This is a genomic window from Roseateles sp. SL47, from assembly GCF_026625885.1.
GTDB lineage: Bacteria > Pseudomonadota > Gammaproteobacteria > Burkholderiales > Burkholderiaceae_C > Roseateles.
Genome location: NZ_CP113068.1, coordinates 1,509,978 through 1,524,163, shown reverse-complemented (window position 1 = coordinate 1,524,163; position 14,186 = coordinate 1,509,978). Strand labels below are relative to the sequence as shown.

General features: G+C 64.7%; 12 protein-coding genes. 6 read left to right on the top strand and 6 right to left on the bottom strand.

The annotated features are described in order from the left end of the window. Positions 1–40 precede the first annotated feature (40 nt). The 4 genes from OU995_RS06660 to OU995_RS06645 all read right to left on the bottom strand — a co-directional run bounded on the left by OU995_RS06660 (position 41) and on the right by OU995_RS06645 (position 3,713). On the bottom strand, positions 41–607 hold the full coding sequence (locus OU995_RS06660; RefSeq protein ID WP_267834757.1) for an outer membrane beta-barrel protein: 567 nt from the start codon (positions 605–607) through the stop codon (positions 41–43). A gap of 263 nt (positions 608–870) precedes the next feature. Next, positions 871–2,190 (bottom strand): ATP-binding protein, encoded by a 1,320-nt coding sequence (locus OU995_RS06655; RefSeq protein WP_267834756.1) that lies wholly within the window; start codon positions 2,188–2,190, stop codon positions 871–873. Beyond that, positions 2,190–2,885, bottom strand: coding sequence for a response regulator transcription factor (locus OU995_RS06650; protein WP_267834755.1), 696 nt, complete (start codon positions 2,883–2,885; stop codon positions 2,190–2,192). The genes OU995_RS06655 and OU995_RS06650 overlap by 1 nt, the downstream gene beginning before the upstream one ends. 60 nt (positions 2,886–2,945) lie before the next feature. Beyond that, positions 2,946–3,713 carry a GNAT family N-acetyltransferase gene (locus OU995_RS06645; RefSeq protein ID WP_267834754.1) on the bottom strand — a complete coding sequence of 256 codons (768 nt, stop codon included), beginning with the start codon at positions 3,711–3,713 and terminating at the stop codon, positions 2,946–2,948. Between the two features lie 111 nt (positions 3,714–3,824). Between OU995_RS06645 and pyrF the strand changes: the two genes are divergently transcribed. Then, the gene (gene pyrF / locus OU995_RS06640; protein ID WP_267834753.1) at positions 3,825–4,676 is read left to right on the top strand and encodes an orotidine-5'-phosphate decarboxylase; all 852 of its coding nucleotides are present in this window, start codon (positions 3,825–3,827) and stop codon (positions 4,674–4,676) included. Positions 4,677–4,808: 132 nt separating this feature from the next. Next, a complete protein-coding gene (locus OU995_RS06635) occupies positions 4,809–8,066 on the top strand; it encodes a PAS domain S-box protein (RefSeq protein ID WP_267834752.1) in 3,258 nt (1,085 codons plus the stop codon). 67 nt (positions 8,067–8,133) lie between these two features. Here the strand turns inward: OU995_RS06635 and OU995_RS06630 are convergent, their stop codons facing one another. Continuing rightward, positions 8,134–8,658 carry a Rossmann fold nucleotide-binding protein gene (locus OU995_RS06630; RefSeq protein WP_267834751.1) on the bottom strand — a complete coding sequence of 175 codons (525 nt, stop codon included), beginning with the start codon at positions 8,656–8,658 and terminating at the stop codon, positions 8,134–8,136. Positions 8,659–8,854: 196 nt separating this feature from the next. Continuing rightward, the gene (locus tag OU995_RS06625) at positions 8,855–9,841 is read right to left on the bottom strand and encodes a LysR family transcriptional regulator (protein ID WP_267834750.1); all 987 of its coding nucleotides are present in this window, start codon (positions 9,839–9,841) and stop codon (positions 8,855–8,857) included. Between the two features lie 98 nt (positions 9,842–9,939). Here OU995_RS06625 and OU995_RS06620 point away from each other — a divergent pair, with 98 nt between their 5' ends. From OU995_RS06620 to OU995_RS06605, 4 genes are all read left to right on the top strand, one after another. Beyond that, entirely contained in the window at positions 9,940–10,932 is a 993-nt protein-coding gene (locus tag OU995_RS06620) for a DUF1852 domain-containing protein (protein ID WP_267834749.1), read from the top strand. A 42-nt stretch (positions 10,933–10,974) separates the two neighbouring features. Then, positions 10,975–12,003 carry a methionine synthase gene (locus tag OU995_RS06615; protein ID WP_267834748.1) on the top strand — a complete coding sequence of 343 codons (1,029 nt, stop codon included), beginning with the start codon at positions 10,975–10,977 and terminating at the stop codon, positions 12,001–12,003. 255 nt (positions 12,004–12,258) lie between these two features. Next, entirely contained in the window at positions 12,259–13,668 is a 1,410-nt protein-coding gene (locus tag OU995_RS06610; protein ID WP_267834747.1) for an IS1182 family transposase, read from the top strand. Between the two features lie 192 nt (positions 13,669–13,860). Beyond that, complete coding sequence (locus tag OU995_RS06605; RefSeq protein WP_267834746.1) at positions 13,861–14,160, top strand: hypothetical protein; 300 nt, start codon at positions 13,861–13,863, stop codon at positions 14,158–14,160. Positions 14,161–14,186: the final 26 nt, after the last annotated feature.

Here is a 14,186-nt window from a genome sequence, read left to right as displayed (position 1 = left end):
CTGGTCAGAGCATCAGAACTGCTTGATCACTGCAGGTTCATCAGAACTGGTAGGCCAGACCCATTCCCAGGCGGTCCACCTTCTTGTTGAACCCGTTGGCATCCGGCATGTTGTTGAAGCGGGTGGCTTCGGCACGCAGCGAGACATTCTTCGTCAGCGCGTAGTCCACGCCCACACCCAGCTTCAGGCCGGTCTTGTGATCGTCGCCCAGGCCGGCCGAGTAGTCACGCTGCGCGTAAGCGACACCCACCTTGCCGTACAGGCCGAAGTTGTTGCCCAGCGGTGCGCGGGCAATACCGTCCAGCGAGTAGACCTTGTTCTTGGTGCTCACGCCGCCGAAGTCGATCTTGCCGAGGTCGGTATAGGCCGCTTCCACAGCGAAGTTCTCATTCAGCTTGTAGCCACCAAAGATGCTGTAGCTGTCGCTGGAACGCTTCTGGGCGTTGCCGTCGACACGCTGGCTGGCCTTGCCGACGTCACCACCGATGTAATAAGGGGTGTCAGCCGCCATGGCCAGGCCCGAGCCCAGGGTCAGTGCCACTGCAGCGGTAGCCAGCAGGCCGGCCTTCTTGCCATTCGAAACGACAGTGTTGTTGTTGCGGTTCATCTGGACTCTCCTTCAGAGCTATGCGTCTGCTGCTGATCGATGTGATCCGCGTTGGGACGCCGGGGTTTCCTGTCGTCTTGCGCCACCGGAGACCTGGTGGAGTTCGCTTTCGACATGGGCTCATTCTGGGAGTCAGGGTCTTCCCTGTCTGTGGCGCCTCTTGAGGGGCTTTGTGACGGTTGATGACAGCGTGCGCCAGCGCGCTTTGCAATGCTTGACGAAAGACCTGGCACCGGCGGTGAGGCCTTCGCGCCGGCCGACTGTCAAGGGCCGCCGACCGGCCAATGCAGCAGCAGCCGCGCGCCGCCCAGCCGGGGCGCTTCCCCGAGCCGGGCCTGGCCGCCGTGGGCCTGGGCCACATGCCGCACGATGGACAAGCCCAGGCCAAACCCCCGGGTGCCCGTGCGCGGGTTCTTCTCCAGGCGCTTGAACGGCTCGAAGGCGGCTTCGCGCAGCGCGGGCGGCACGCCCTCGCCATCATCATCAATGGCCATCCACAACTGGCCAGCCTCCACCCAGGCGGAGAGATGCACCCGCGAGCGCGCATGCCGCGCGGCGTTGCGCAGGCCGTTGCGCAACGCATAGGGCACCAGGCGGGGATCGAAGGACACCGGCGCCTCCAGGCGTACATCCAGCTCCAGCAGCTTGCCGTCCATCAGTGGCTCCAGCGACCGGGCCTCCTGCGTCAGCAGCTCCCCCAGGTCCCCGCGAATCAGCTCGGGCTGCATCGCGCCCATGTCCATGCGGGCGGCCGTCAGGCTGACGTCGATCAGCCCATCCAGCTCATCGATGTCGCGTTCACAGGCTTGTACTGCCTGCTCGCGCGCCGATCGGTCGTCCTCATCCACCAGCGCATCGATCGCGAAGCGCAAGCGCGCCAACGGCGTGCGCAGTTCATGCGAGATCGCCCCCGTCATTTCGCGTTGAGTCGCCAGGGCCGTCGCCAGACGCTCCAGCATCGCCCGGCTGGCCACCACCACCGGCGCAAACAGCCGGCTCTGCAGCACCGGCAGTTCCGTGTCCAGCCGACCTGCGCTCAAGCGTTCAGCGGCCCGCTGCAGGCCACGCAGATCGCGCCACAAGGGCCGCAGCTGCCACCAGGCCAGCACGGCGACGGCCAGGGCCAGCACCACCGCCACCGCCAGTTGGGACGCCAGCTCCTTGGGCAGCTCTCCGCCCCGCCGGGAATCCAGCGGCCCCAGCAGCAGCAATTGATCCGGCTCGCCGGGAAGGGCTGCGTAGATGCGACGATTGAAACCGGTGACGATGACCTCCCCGCGCGCCACGCGTGCCCGCTGATCCGCGGACAGCCGGGCCACTTCCACCGGAATCAGCCGCACCGGGTAGTCGAACTGCGCGTCCAGCGCCTTCACACGTTCACGCCGGGCGGACGGATCCAGCGGTGCCAGGTCTCGCACCAGCAGGTCCACCGTGCCGCGCATGAAGCTGCGCACGTAGTTGTCGGTGACTTCGGAGGCCCCCACCAGCACCAGGCCCTCCACCAGCAAGGCCAGCGCCAGCACGGCGAGCCCCAGACCCAGCGCAATCCTCAGCAGCGAGGTCCGTAGTGACAGCGCGGCCATCAATCGATGGCGAACAGATAACCCTGCCCGCGGACCGTCTTGATGCGTGAGGGCGAATGTGCGTCGTCACCGATCTTCTTGCGCAGGCGCGAGATGCGCGCGTCGATGGCGCGATCCAGCCCGTCAAATTCCAGGCCCCGCAGGTTTTGCATGATGTCATCCCGACTCACCACCTGGCCGGCGCGTTGCGCCAGGAAGTGCAGCAGCTCGTATTCCGCCGTGGTCAGGGGGACCGGCTCTCCGTTCAGCCGCAGTTCGCGGGATTGCGGCAGCAGCGTCAACGGACCGAAATGCAGCGCTTCACCGACCGGCTGGGCCGCAGGGACCACATCGCGGCGCAGCAGGGCCTTGATGCGCGCCAACAGCACACGCGGCGCCACCGGCTTGGTGATGTAGTCGTCCGCGCCGCCCTCCAGCCCAAGCACCTGGTCGATGTCGTCGTCGCGGGCGGTCAGCATCACGATGCGGCCGGTGAAATCACGGCGCAGATCCCGCAGCACATCAAAACCGTCCTTGCCGGGCAGATGGCCGTCCAGCAGGACCAGGTCAAACATTTCCTGCCGGGCCAGCGCCTCCCCGGCCACGCCATCGCCGCTGATCGCGACCGCATAACCGGCCTTGCGCAGCGCGTCGGCCACCAGTTGGGCCAGTCGTTCATCATCCTCAATCAGCAAAATTCGGGCTACAGCATCCATGGCCGCAAGCATAGGCGAGGTGGCAAATTCTTGCCCTCGCCATGGCTTGCCCCTGGCACCTCACTCCAACGGGAGATCCAGCCGCCATCCCAAGGGCGTGGGCACGGCGCGCAGCCCGGTGTCCTCGGCCTCTCCGGCATGCTGCCGCGCCAGCGCATGGTAGGCCTGGGGGGAGAAGTCCTCCCGGCCGGCCATCCACCGCGCCACCACCTCCGGTGTGACGCAGGCGCTCAAGGTGGGCAGGCCGTCCTCGGTGGTCAGCGCAGCGCGCCAACGCTGGCGCAGGGCGGCGATGTCTTCCTGGTCGTTGCGAGGGCGGCTGTTGGTCCAGAGGAACACCCGCGACAGGCCCTCATGCGCCTGGGTCTGCTGCACCCCCTGGTCTTCCAGGCCGATGGCGAGCAGCACCCGGCCGGAGGCGAGATTCTCCGGGCCGGTGGTGCCCAGGATCTGGTGCATGCCCAGCACGTCCCGGCAGTAGCGGAAGGTGGCTGCTGCGGCTTCGCGTGCATAACCCTGGCCCCAGTGGCGGGACAGGAAGCCATAACCGATGTCGGGATGGTCCAGCCCGTCGCGCTTGATCACGCCGCACAGGCCCAGAAACTGGCCGTCTTCCAGCCGGTCCACGGCCCAGAAGCCATAACCGAGGGTCCAATAGCGAGCCATCAAGCGTGCCTTGAGCCATTCCAGGGCCTGCTCGTCGGTGCGGACTTCGGAGTCATAAATGTTCTGGATCCAGGCCGGCTCGTTCAGCAACTCCCGCATGTGCGGGGCATCCGCTTCCTCGAACCATCGCAGGCGCAAGCGCGCCGTCCTCAACACCTCCATGCAGCCTCCCCTGGTGGATGAGCCCCCATCATCCCCGAAAAGCGCCCCGACCCGGCACCGCCGCGCATGCCGCAGCCCTGGATCGGCCGCCGCAGAGGCACAATATCGCCCATGAACTTCCTGGAACAACTGCGCGCGGCTGAGCGCCTGAACGATTCGCTGCTGTGTGTCGGGCTGGACCCCGATCCAGCCAAGTTTCCGACGCACTGGAAGGGCGATGCCGGCCGCATCTACGACTTCTGCGCCGCCATCGTGGACGCCACCAAAGACCTGGTGAGCGCCTTCAAGCCGCAGATCGCCTACTTCGCCGCCCATCGCGCCGAGGACCAGCTGGAACAGCTGATGGCCCACATCAAGCGCACGGCACCGCACGTGCCGGTCATCCTGGATGCCAAGCGTGGCGACATCGGCGCCACAGCCGAGCAATATGCGCGTGAAGCCTTCGAGCGTTACCAGGCCGATGCGGTGACCTTGTCCCCCTTCATGGGCCGCGACAGCATCGAACCCTATCTGCGCTACCCGGACAAGGGCGCTTTCCTGCTGTGCCGCACCTCCAACCCGGGCGGAGACGACTGGCAGATGCAGCGCCTGGCGGACCAACCGGGCCAACCGCGCCTGTTTGAACACCTGGCCCGCCTGGCCCAGGGCGAGTGGAACCTCAACGGGCAGTTGGGCCTGGTGGTCGGCGCCACCTACCCGCAGGAAATCGAACGCGTGCGTGAGTTGGCGCCCACGCTGCCGCTGCTGGTGCCCGGCGTTGGCGCCCAGGGGGGCGACGCCCAGGCCACGGTGGCCGCCGGCTGGCGCGGCGCCCAAGGAGGGGGCACGGTGATCGTGAATTCATCACGCGCCGTGTTGTATGCCTCCTCCGGCGAAGACTTCGCCGCCGCTGCCCGCCGTGCGGCCCAGGCCACGCGGGAGGCGCTCCGCCCCGTCTCCGGCGCGAAACCGGGCGCCAACTAATTGGCAGAAATCCTCGCCACGCACATCTGAGCGTGGTTTTCGGGGTGCTGCCCCGATCCAGTTTCACCGCCGCTCGCCGAGACTTCGTTACCGGGCGTCACAAGTCCGGACCTACAACGTTGGGCTTCGAGTGTGAGCAAGGATTCTCAGGATGATCTGAGCAGCCTGGTCGGGCAGGAGTTGTCGCAAAGCGATCGCCTGCCCCCAGGGCTGCAATGGCGCGCCGCGCGGCTGTTCATTGCCGCGGGGGTGCTGCTGTCGGCCATGGCCGGGCTGCTGCTGGCCTTCAGCATTCAGTCGATCGAACCCTGGTCCGGCGTGCTGCCGCCTTCGGTCGCCTTCTTCACCACCTTCACCGGGCTGTTGCTGCTGTGGCGGCTGCCCACGCTGCGCGTCCAGGGCGCCATGCTGACCATGCTGTCGCTGGCGCTGACACTGGCCTTGTCGGTGGCGGTGTCGCGCCATCAAGGGCTGGCGGCGCCGTCGTTGGGGGTCATGGGCCTGATGGTGGCCTTGGCCACGGCCACGGTGGGCCTGGGCGCGGGGTTCACCATCTTCGGCCTCGCCGTCTCCATTCTGGGCGGTCTCGCCACCGCCGAGCTCAGTGGGTGGCTGCTGGCGACTCCGCCCATCGCCAGCCTGGAAACGCGGCTGCTGACGCAGGGCATCCTGCTGCTGACCGGCCTGGTGGTGGGATTGGGCACCTCCAAGCTCATCCGCCGAGCGCTGCTGGAGGTCAATGAGCGCCATGCCCGCTTCCGCCATTTGCTCAACATGGCGGCCGATTGGTATTGGGAGATGGACCGCCAGTTCCGCTTCACCCATCTGGCCGAACATCAGCCGGGCAGTTCCGGCCTGTCGCTGGGTAAACGCCTGGCCCGCACGCCGTGGGAGATCGACACCCTGGGCCTGTCCGACGAGGACATGGATGCCCACCGGGCGGACCTGGAATCGCATCGCCCCTTCCGGGCACTGGTGATGCGCCGCACTGCCGAGGACGGCACGCTGCGTTATGTGTCAGTGAGCGGCGAACCCCGCTTTGATGCGAAGGGCAACTTCCGCGGCTATTGGGGTGTGGGCCGCGATGTGACCGATGAGGTGCAGACCGAGCAGGCCATGCTCGCCACCGAAACCCGCTACCGCGAACTCTTCCGTCGTTCCCCCTCCCCGCTGGTGCTGCACCGCTGGGGCCGCGTGCTGGACGCAAACCCGGCGGCCATGGCGATGTTCGGCTACACCCAGCGTTCCAGCATGATCGGGCAGGACCTGTTCTCGCATTACGAACCGGGCGATGAAGAACGCGGTCGTCAGCGTGCCACCAAGATCGAGACGATGCCGGTCGGGGCCATGCTGCCGATGATGGAATTCCGGCTGCGCACCTTGTCGCGACGGCGCCGTCTGGTGCAGGCCACCAGCGTGCGGGTGGATGCAGCCACGGGTCCGGCCACCCTCTCCTTTTTCATCGATCAGACAGAAGCCTCCCGCGCCCAGGAAGCCCTGCGGCGGTCGGAGGCGCTGCTGTCGCATCTGTTTGCCACCAGCCCTGACGTGGTGACGCTGACGGAATCGGCCACCGGTCGCTATGTGATGGTCAACAAGACCTTCGAGCGGCTGACCGGCTACACCAGCGATGAGGTACTGGGGCGCAGCACTGAAGAGGTCGGCATCTGGCAGGACCCGCTGGACCGCGCCCGGCTGGTGGAGATGCTGGAGTTGCATGGCCGGGTGAGCGATATGCCCGCCAGCTTCGTCACCCGCAGCGGTCAGGTGGTGCCGATGCTGATGTCGGCCGCGCCGTTTGTGATGGACGGCGTGTCCTACTTTGTTGTGAGCTCGCGGGATGTGTCGGAATCGGAGCGCACGCGGCTGGTCCATGCGGCCATTCTGGAGAATGCGTCCATCGGCATTGCGCTGACCCGTGAGCATTGTTTTGTGCAGGCCAACCGGTTGGTGGAAGACATGTTCGGCTGGCCGGCCGACACGCTGGTGGGCCAGCCGGACAGCGTGGTCTGGCCGAGTGCGGAGGATGGCGAAGCCTTTGTCCGTGAGTTGGCGCCTCGCCTGGCGGCGGGGGAGCAGGTGGAAGTGGAGCGGCTGATGCGTCGCCGCGATGGCAGCCGCTTCCTGTGCCGGATCCTGGCGCGGGCGGTGGACCCCAGCCATCCGAGCCGCGGCGGCACCATCTGGATCATGGAAGACGTGACCGAGCGTCGCCGCGTGGAAGCGGCCCTGGCTCAGGCCAAGGATGAAGCGCAGGCAGCCAGCCGGGCCAAGAGTGCCTTCCTGGCCAACATCAGCCATGAGATCCGCACACCGCTGAACGGCCTGGTGGGGCTGGCGCGGCTGTTGCAGCAGTCCGACCTGAACCAGGACACCCGCAGCCACTACCTCGACCAGATGCTGGACAGCGCGGAGAGTCTGTCCGGGCTGATGTCGGACATCCTGGACATTTCCAAGATCGAAGCCGGGCGACTGACGCTGGAGACGGTTCCATTTGCACTGCGGGACATGCTGTCCACCATGCGCATGGGCTACCTGACGCTGGCGCAGGCGCGCGGCTTGGCCTTCAGTGTGTCGGTGGACGAAGCGGTGCCCGCGTGGGTGTTTGGCGACCCTGTGCGGACCCGCCAGATCCTTGGCAACTACCTTACCAATGCGCTGAAGTTCACCGACCAGGGCAGCGTCAGGGTGCGTGTGCGAAGCCTGGATGAGCAGCGGATTCGCATCGAGGTGAGCGACACGGGGCCAGGCATTGACGCCTCCATGCAGGAGCGTCTGTTCCAGCCGTTTACGCAGGCTGACGAATCCACCACGCGGCGTTACGGCGGCACGGGTCTGGGCCTGTCGATCTGCCGGGAGTTGGCGGTGCTGATGGGTGGCTCCGTGGGGGTGGAAAGCCATGTCGGCCAGGGCGCCACCTTCTGGGCGGAACTGCCGCTACCGGCAGCACCGGCGCCGGCACCGGTGGGGCTTCAGAACCGGGAGGCCAGCCAGGAGCGGGCGTTGAAGGGGCGGCGCATCCTGATGGTGGAAGACAACCCGGTCAACATGATGATTGCGGTGGCCTTGCTGGAGCAGTGGGGCGCCGAAGTCTCGCAGGCCAGTGATGGCCGCCAGGCGGTGGAAGCGGCGCATGCGGCGGCCAGCATGGGCAAGCCGTTTGATGCAGTGCTGATGGATGTGCAGATGCCGGTGATGAGCGGCCATGAAGCCACCCGGCAATTGCGGGATCGCTTTACCGCGAAGCAATTGCCGATCATCGCGTTGACGGCGGCCGCGCTGACCCAGGAGCGGGATGAAGCCCTGGCCGCCGGAATGAACGAGTTCCTCACCAAGCCCATTGATGCGCAGCGCTTGCGGCAGGTGCTGGTGAAGCTGACGGCGCATTGAGCGCCCTTCGACGGAAGGGCGAGGGTAAAGGCGAGTGGATGGGCGAGTGGATGGGCGAGTGGAAGGCTCAGTCCGCCCCTGGGACCAACCCCAAAGTTTGCAGGGCGGCTTTCAGATCAGCGACGGAACTCCAGGGAAGGATTCTGGAGTTTTCCCGCTCATCTGGCGGGTTCGCAGGCAGTTCATCGGACCAGCCGCCATGACCCACCAGCGGAAGTAGCGGGCGCTTGTGCAACCAGGCCAAGTGAACCTCGGACTTGGTGCCGGCCCGACCGCCGATCACGATACAGGCGTCACCAGCAAGCGCCATCAAGAGATTGCGCGCATCTCCCATGCCGCAAGGAACAACGACCGTGGCCGGCCAGTCGGGCGGCGGCATCTGATCCGGTGGCACGATGCTAAGCACCAGGCCATTGGCCTGGATGGCACGCTCCGCAGCGACCCTGGTGGCTGGGCTCCCGCAGCCGCTCACCAGGGTGATACCGAGCTTGGCAAGTGCTTCGCCGGCTTGGCCCGCGAGGTCGTAAGCGGGCGAACCGGGCTCGGCGCTGCCGAGTACGCAGACTTGGGGTTTGCGGTGCGAGGGGAGCATGGGTGGAGCTGGGTGTGGCCTGGAGGTTGTGGGGAGAGCCTGCCGCCGGAATGGCGCCTGCCTCGAGAGGTGCAGCATAGACTGACAGTGGAGAGGACGCCAAGCGTGACCGCTGCCTCGCAGCGGCTCTGACCTGCAAGGCCGCTCTCGGATACCGAGAGCGCGGGAGCGTAGGACAGCTCAGGGTCGATTGCGGTCAGCCACGAGGGGCTGCTTTGCGCCGATTCACTGCCCGCTCGTCACGAGACTTCGGCGGCGTACTTGCCTTCGATGGCGGCGTTGATGCGTTGTTCTCGGCGGCGATACCGTTGCGCGCCAGTTCGATGAAGGCCTTCAGGTAGTCGATGTGCAGTTCGCTGTCGCGGGCGCCCAGGTGGATCTGCTTGGCAACACCCTTCTTGCCCAGCTGCACCGGCACGACGTCCAGTCGTTCGGCATATTCCTCGACGAGCCAGCGCGGCAGGGCCGCCACGCCACGGCCGCTGGCGACCATCTGCAGCATGATGTCCGTGGTCTCGATGCACTTGTGGCGGCGCGGTGAGATGCCGGCGGGCATCAGAAACTCGGTGTAGATGTCGAGCCGCTCGATGTCCACCGGGTAGGTGATCAGCGTTTCGGTGGTTAGATGCTGTGGCTGGGCATAGGCGGCGTCGGCCAGGGCATGCTGGCTGTTCACCACCAGCACCTGCTCGTAATCGAACACCGGCTCGAAGTGCAGGCCTGGCTTGAACAGCGGGTCCGGCGTCACCAGCAGGTCGATCTCGTAGCCGAACAGCGCGCCAATGCCGCCGAACTGGAACTTCTGCTTCACGTCCACATCGACGTCGGGCCAGCCGGCGAGGTAGGGGGAGACGATCTTCAGCAGCCACTGGTAGCAAGGATGGCACTCCATGCCGATCCGCAGTGTTCCGCGCTCGCCCGCCGCGAACTGGCGCACACGCGCCTCGGCCAGCTCCAGCTGCGGCAGGATCCTGTTGGCCACCGCCAGCAGGTATTCGCCGGCCTGCGACAGCCGCAAGGTCCGCCCTTCGCGCAGCCAGATCTGCGTGCCCAGGTTGTCTTCGAGCTTCTTCATCGCATGGCTCAGCGCGGACTGGGTGACGCAGAGCACATCGGCAGCGGCGGTCAGCGTGCCGTGGCGCTCCACCGCCTGGATCACGGCGAGGTGCGAGCGTTCAATCATGAATGATATCGATGGAATACTGAGAAAAAGCCATTTTACGTCATGGATTGGGCTGCTTAGGATGCCGTCATTGACCGGTCCTCGGAAGCCATCACGCCATGTCCACCACGAACCCACCGCTTGCATTCGCCATCAAGCGCATTTGCTTCGACGAGCACTACCGCCCGTCGGCAACCAGCCGCATCACCACCAATTTCGCCAACCTGGCCCGCGGGCAGAGGCGCCAGGAGAATCTCCGCCATGCCCTGCAGATGATCAACAACCGGTTCAATGCCTTGGCGTACTGGGACAACCCTCAAGGCGATCGCTACGCCGTTGATCTCGAAATCATTTCCGTTGAAATGAAGATCGGTGCCAACAACGAGGGTGACTCGGTCCCCGCGATTGAAATTCTGAAGACCCACATCATCGACAAGCGGACCGGCAAGCGCACCGAGGGCATCGTCGGAAACAACTTCTCCTCCTATGTGCGGGACTACGACTTCAGTGTCCTGCTGCTGCAACACAACAAGAACCAGGCGACGTTCAGCATTCCCGACGACTTTGGCGACCTGCATGGCAAGCTCTTCCAGCACTTCGTCCGTTCGGATGCCTACAAGCAGAGTTTCACCAAGCCGCCGGTCATCTGCCTAAGCGTCTCTGACTCCAAGACCTACCACAGGGCGGGCAACCAGCATCCCGTGCTGGGCCTTGAATACCTGGCCAACGAGTCATCCCTGACCGAGCGCTACTTCGAGAAGATGGGCTTGCAGGTCCGCTTCTTCATGCCACCCAACAGCGTGGCACCCCTGGCGTTCTACTTTGTCGGCGATCTGCTCAACGACTACACCAACCTTGAGCTCATCAGCACCATCAGCACGATGGAGACGTTTCAGAAGATCTATCGGCCCGAGATTTACAACGCCAATTCCGTCGCAGGCGCCTGCTACCGGCCCAACCTGAGAAACCCCGACCATTCGGTCACTCAGATCGTTTACGACCGTGAGGAGCGCAGCCGCCTGGCGGTGGAGCAGGGCAAGTTTGCCGAAGAGCATTTCATCAAGCCCTACCGGGCGGTGTTGGAGCAACTGGCGGTTGACCAGGTGCACTGACTGACTCATCCGTCCATCAGAAACACAAACGCGTTGAAGACGATGAAAAAACTCTTGCCAACCTCGACCGTCGGCAGCCTGCCCAAGCCCACCTGGCTCGCCGAGCCCGAGAAGCTCTGGTCCCCCTGGAAGTTGCAAGGCGATGAACTGGCCGATGGCCAGCGTGATGCGTTGCGCCTGTCGCTGCAGGAGCAGCAATCCGCAGGCATCGATATCCTCAGCGACGGCGAACAGTCGCGCCAGCACTTTGTCACGACCTTTATCGAGCACCTCGACGGCGTCGACTTCGAGAAGCGCGAGACCGTCAGGATCCGTGATCGCTACGAAGCGAGCGTGCCGACGGTGGTGGGCGCGGTGTCTCGATCGAAGCCCGTCTTCGTCGAGGATGCCCAGTTCTTGCGTCAGCAGACCCGGCAGCCCATCAAATGGGCGCTGCCCGGCCCCATGACGATGGTCGACACGCTCTACGACGCGCACTACAAGAGCCGCGAGAAGCTGGCCTGGGAATTTGCCAAGATCCTCAACCAGGAAGCCCGAGAACTCGAGGCGGCTGGCGTTGACATCATCCAATTCGACGAACCGGCCTTCAACGTGTTCTTCGACGAGGTCAACGATTGGGGCATCGCTACGCTGGAGCGCGCCATTGAAGGGCTGCAGTGCGAAACCGCCGTGCACATCTGCTACGGCTACGGCATCAAGGCCAACACGGACTGGAAGAAGACGCTGGGATCGGAGTGGCGGCAGTACGAGCGCATTTTCCCCATGCTGCAGGCCTCCCGCATCGGCATGGTGTCGCTGGAATGCCAGAACTCCCGCGTGCCCATGGAGCTGATCGAACTGCTGCGCGGCAAGCAGGTCATGGTCGGCGCCATCGACGTGGCGAGCGAAACGGTCGAGACGCCGGAGGAAGTGGCCGCCACGCTGCGCAAGGCGCTGCAGTTCGTTGATGCCGACAAGCTGTGCCCTTGCACCAACTGCGGCATGGCGCCACTCTCGCGCACGCTGGCGCGGGCCAAGCTGGAAGCCTTGAGCGCCGGGGCGGCCATCGTCCGCAACGAGCTCTCGAAGTGAACTGAGCAGTCCGAATGCGAACGCTGGGACCAACGGCCGGTTCCGGGGGCGAAGCCGCCGGCCAAGGCGTTCCAGGGACTTCAACCGCTTCAGGCAACAGCGGTCACGGGGCGCACCATCGTCGAACGACCGAGATCAGCTTTTAACGAGCAGCACCCTGCAAAGGACTGCTTCGCAGCGAGGCTGTGTGAAAACCCTCCTTGGAACGCACGCGCGGCTGCCTAGATTGTGGTGACACCACTCTCGGGCTGGGACATGAAGCGATTCATCGAGGGAGAAGATCGGCACCAGGTCACGCTGCTGCCGGAGTGCCTGGACGTCTTCATCGACGAGTTGGATCTCGAAGCGCTGGGCTTCGATGGAGCGAGTCCTGCTGCGACAGGCCGCCCCTCATATCACCCGTCGGTGCTCCTGAAGCTGTATTTGTACGGCTATCTCAATCGCATCCAGTCCAGCCGGCGCCTTGAGCGCGAATGCCAGCGTAATGTGGAGCTGATGTGGCTGACGGGCAGGCTGGCTCCCGACTTCAAGACCATCGCTGACTTCCGCCGCGACAACGGCAAAGGCATTCGCAACGTCTGTCGCCGCTTTGTGATGCTGTGCCGGGAACTGAAGCTATTCACCGAGGCTGCCGTGGCCGTCGACGGCAGCAAGTTCAAGGCGGTCAATAACCGCGAGCGCAACTACACGCCAGGCAAGATCGAGCGTCGCGAACGTGAACTGGAAGAGAGCATCCAGCGATACCTCGATGCGTTGGAGACGGCCGACCGGACGCAGCCGATGGAGATGCAGGCCGAGACAGCGCGCCTGCAAGGCAAGATCCAGAAGATGCGGCAGCGCATGCAAGAGCTTCAAGCCGTTAAGGCACAGCTTCAGGCGCTACCCGATCAACAGCTCTCACAGACCGATCCCGATGCGCGCGCGATGACCACGTACAGCGCCAAGGGCACGGCGATGGTGGGCTACAACGTGCAGACGGCTGTCGACACCAAGAGTCACCTGATCGTTGCGCATGAAGTGACCAACACCGGCAGCGATCGAGCCCAGCTCTGCGCTATCGCCGTAGCCGCGCGAGAAGCTATGGGCAAGCGTCGACTGACAGCCATCGCCGATCGCGGGTACTACAGCAGTCAAGTCCTCAAGGACTGCGAAGACGCAGGCGTCGCCGCGGTGGTCCCCAAGCCGATGACGTCCAACGCAAGGGCAGAAGGACGATTCGACAAGACAGACTTCCTCTACATCGCTCGGGAAGACCAGTACCAATGCCCAGCAGGGCAGCGAGCGATACACCGCTTCAGTCGAGAAGAGGATGGCCTGCCGATCCGCATTTACTGGTCCAGCGCCTGCCCATCGTGCCCCATGAAAGCGCAGTGCACGACCAGCGAGTACCGCCGCATCAGGCGTTGGGAGCATGAAGAGGTCGCTGAACGGGTGCAGCAGCGACTGGACCGCATGCCGGAGGCCATGACGGTACGCAAACGCACCATTGAGCATGTGTTCGGCACCCTCAAGCATTGGATGGGCTGGACCCACTTCCTGATGCGCGGCATCGAGAACGTCGGCACCGAGATGAGCTTGAGCGTGCTGGCCTACAACTTCAAGCGCGTGCTGGGCATCCTGGGCTTTGCAAAAGCCAGAAGGGCAATGAGACTGCTCGGGGCGTGAGGCCCTTCTCCATTGCCGCTGCGCGTCTTACACGCGCCTTCAAACGGTCTCTTGCGCTCCGACTGCATTAGGAACCCCCAAAATGTGATTGCGCCCGCCCAACTGGACACACGGCGCCTCAGTTGACGATCAATGAAGCCGCCGCAGCGTTATCACACAGCCTCCAGCGGAAGCCGACGTACCATCTCGGCCATGCCCATCGAGCACTTTCACCCTGACCTCCGCGTCCGCATTGACCTGCTCGCCGCCTCGAAAGGAGGCAGGTCTACGCCGCTTCGTGGCGGCGAATTCAGAACTGTGTTCGGCATTGAGGGAGCGCACTGGTCCTGCCGCCTCGCTTTGCCTGATGCTGGACTCGACGCGACGATGTCGCAGGTCATCGAGGTTCAGTTTCTTGCCGAAGATGCCCGACAGCATTTCCCTCTCGGCGCGTCGTTCTCCGTCTGGGAGGGACGTGATATCGGCAGCGGCCTTGTGCTGGAAGTCCTCTAGGACCGCTATCAGCCTGGAGCCGCAGC

What these genes read in the sequence shown, in the direction of transcription:
- OU995_RS06660 (WP_267834757.1), bottom strand. Translation starts at nt 607, where the DNA reads ATGAACCGCAACAACAACACTGTCGTTTCGAATGGCAAGAAGGCCGGC.
- OU995_RS06655 (WP_267834756.1), bottom strand. Translation starts at nt 2,190, where the DNA reads ATGGCCGCGCTGTCACTACGGACCTCGCTGCTGAGGATTGCGCTGGGT.
- OU995_RS06650 (WP_267834755.1), bottom strand. Translation starts at nt 2,885, where the DNA reads ATGGATGCTGTAGCCCGAATTTTGCTGATTGAGGATGATGAACGACTG.
- OU995_RS06645 (WP_267834754.1), bottom strand. Translation starts at nt 3,713, where the DNA reads ATGGAGGTGTTGAGGACGGCGCGCTTGCGCCTGCGATGGTTCGAGGAA.
- pyrF (WP_267834753.1), top strand. Translation starts at nt 3,825, where the DNA reads ATGAACTTCCTGGAACAACTGCGCGCGGCTGAGCGCCTGAACGATTCG.
- OU995_RS06630 (WP_267834751.1), bottom strand. Translation starts at nt 8,658, where the DNA reads ATGCTCCCCTCGCACCGCAAACCCCAAGTCTGCGTACTCGGCAGCGCC.
- OU995_RS06625 (WP_267834750.1), bottom strand. Translation starts at nt 9,841, where the DNA reads ATGATTGAACGCTCGCACCTCGCCGTGATCCAGGCGGTGGAGCGCCAC.
- OU995_RS06620 (WP_267834749.1), top strand. Translation starts at nt 9,940, where the DNA reads ATGTCCACCACGAACCCACCGCTTGCATTCGCCATCAAGCGCATTTGC.
- OU995_RS06615 (WP_267834748.1), top strand. Translation starts at nt 10,975, where the DNA reads ATGAAAAAACTCTTGCCAACCTCGACCGTCGGCAGCCTGCCCAAGCCC.
- OU995_RS06610 (WP_267834747.1), top strand. Translation starts at nt 12,259, where the DNA reads ATGAAGCGATTCATCGAGGGAGAAGATCGGCACCAGGTCACGCTGCTG.
- OU995_RS06605 (WP_267834746.1), top strand. Translation starts at nt 13,861, where the DNA reads ATGCCCATCGAGCACTTTCACCCTGACCTCCGCGTCCGCATTGACCTG.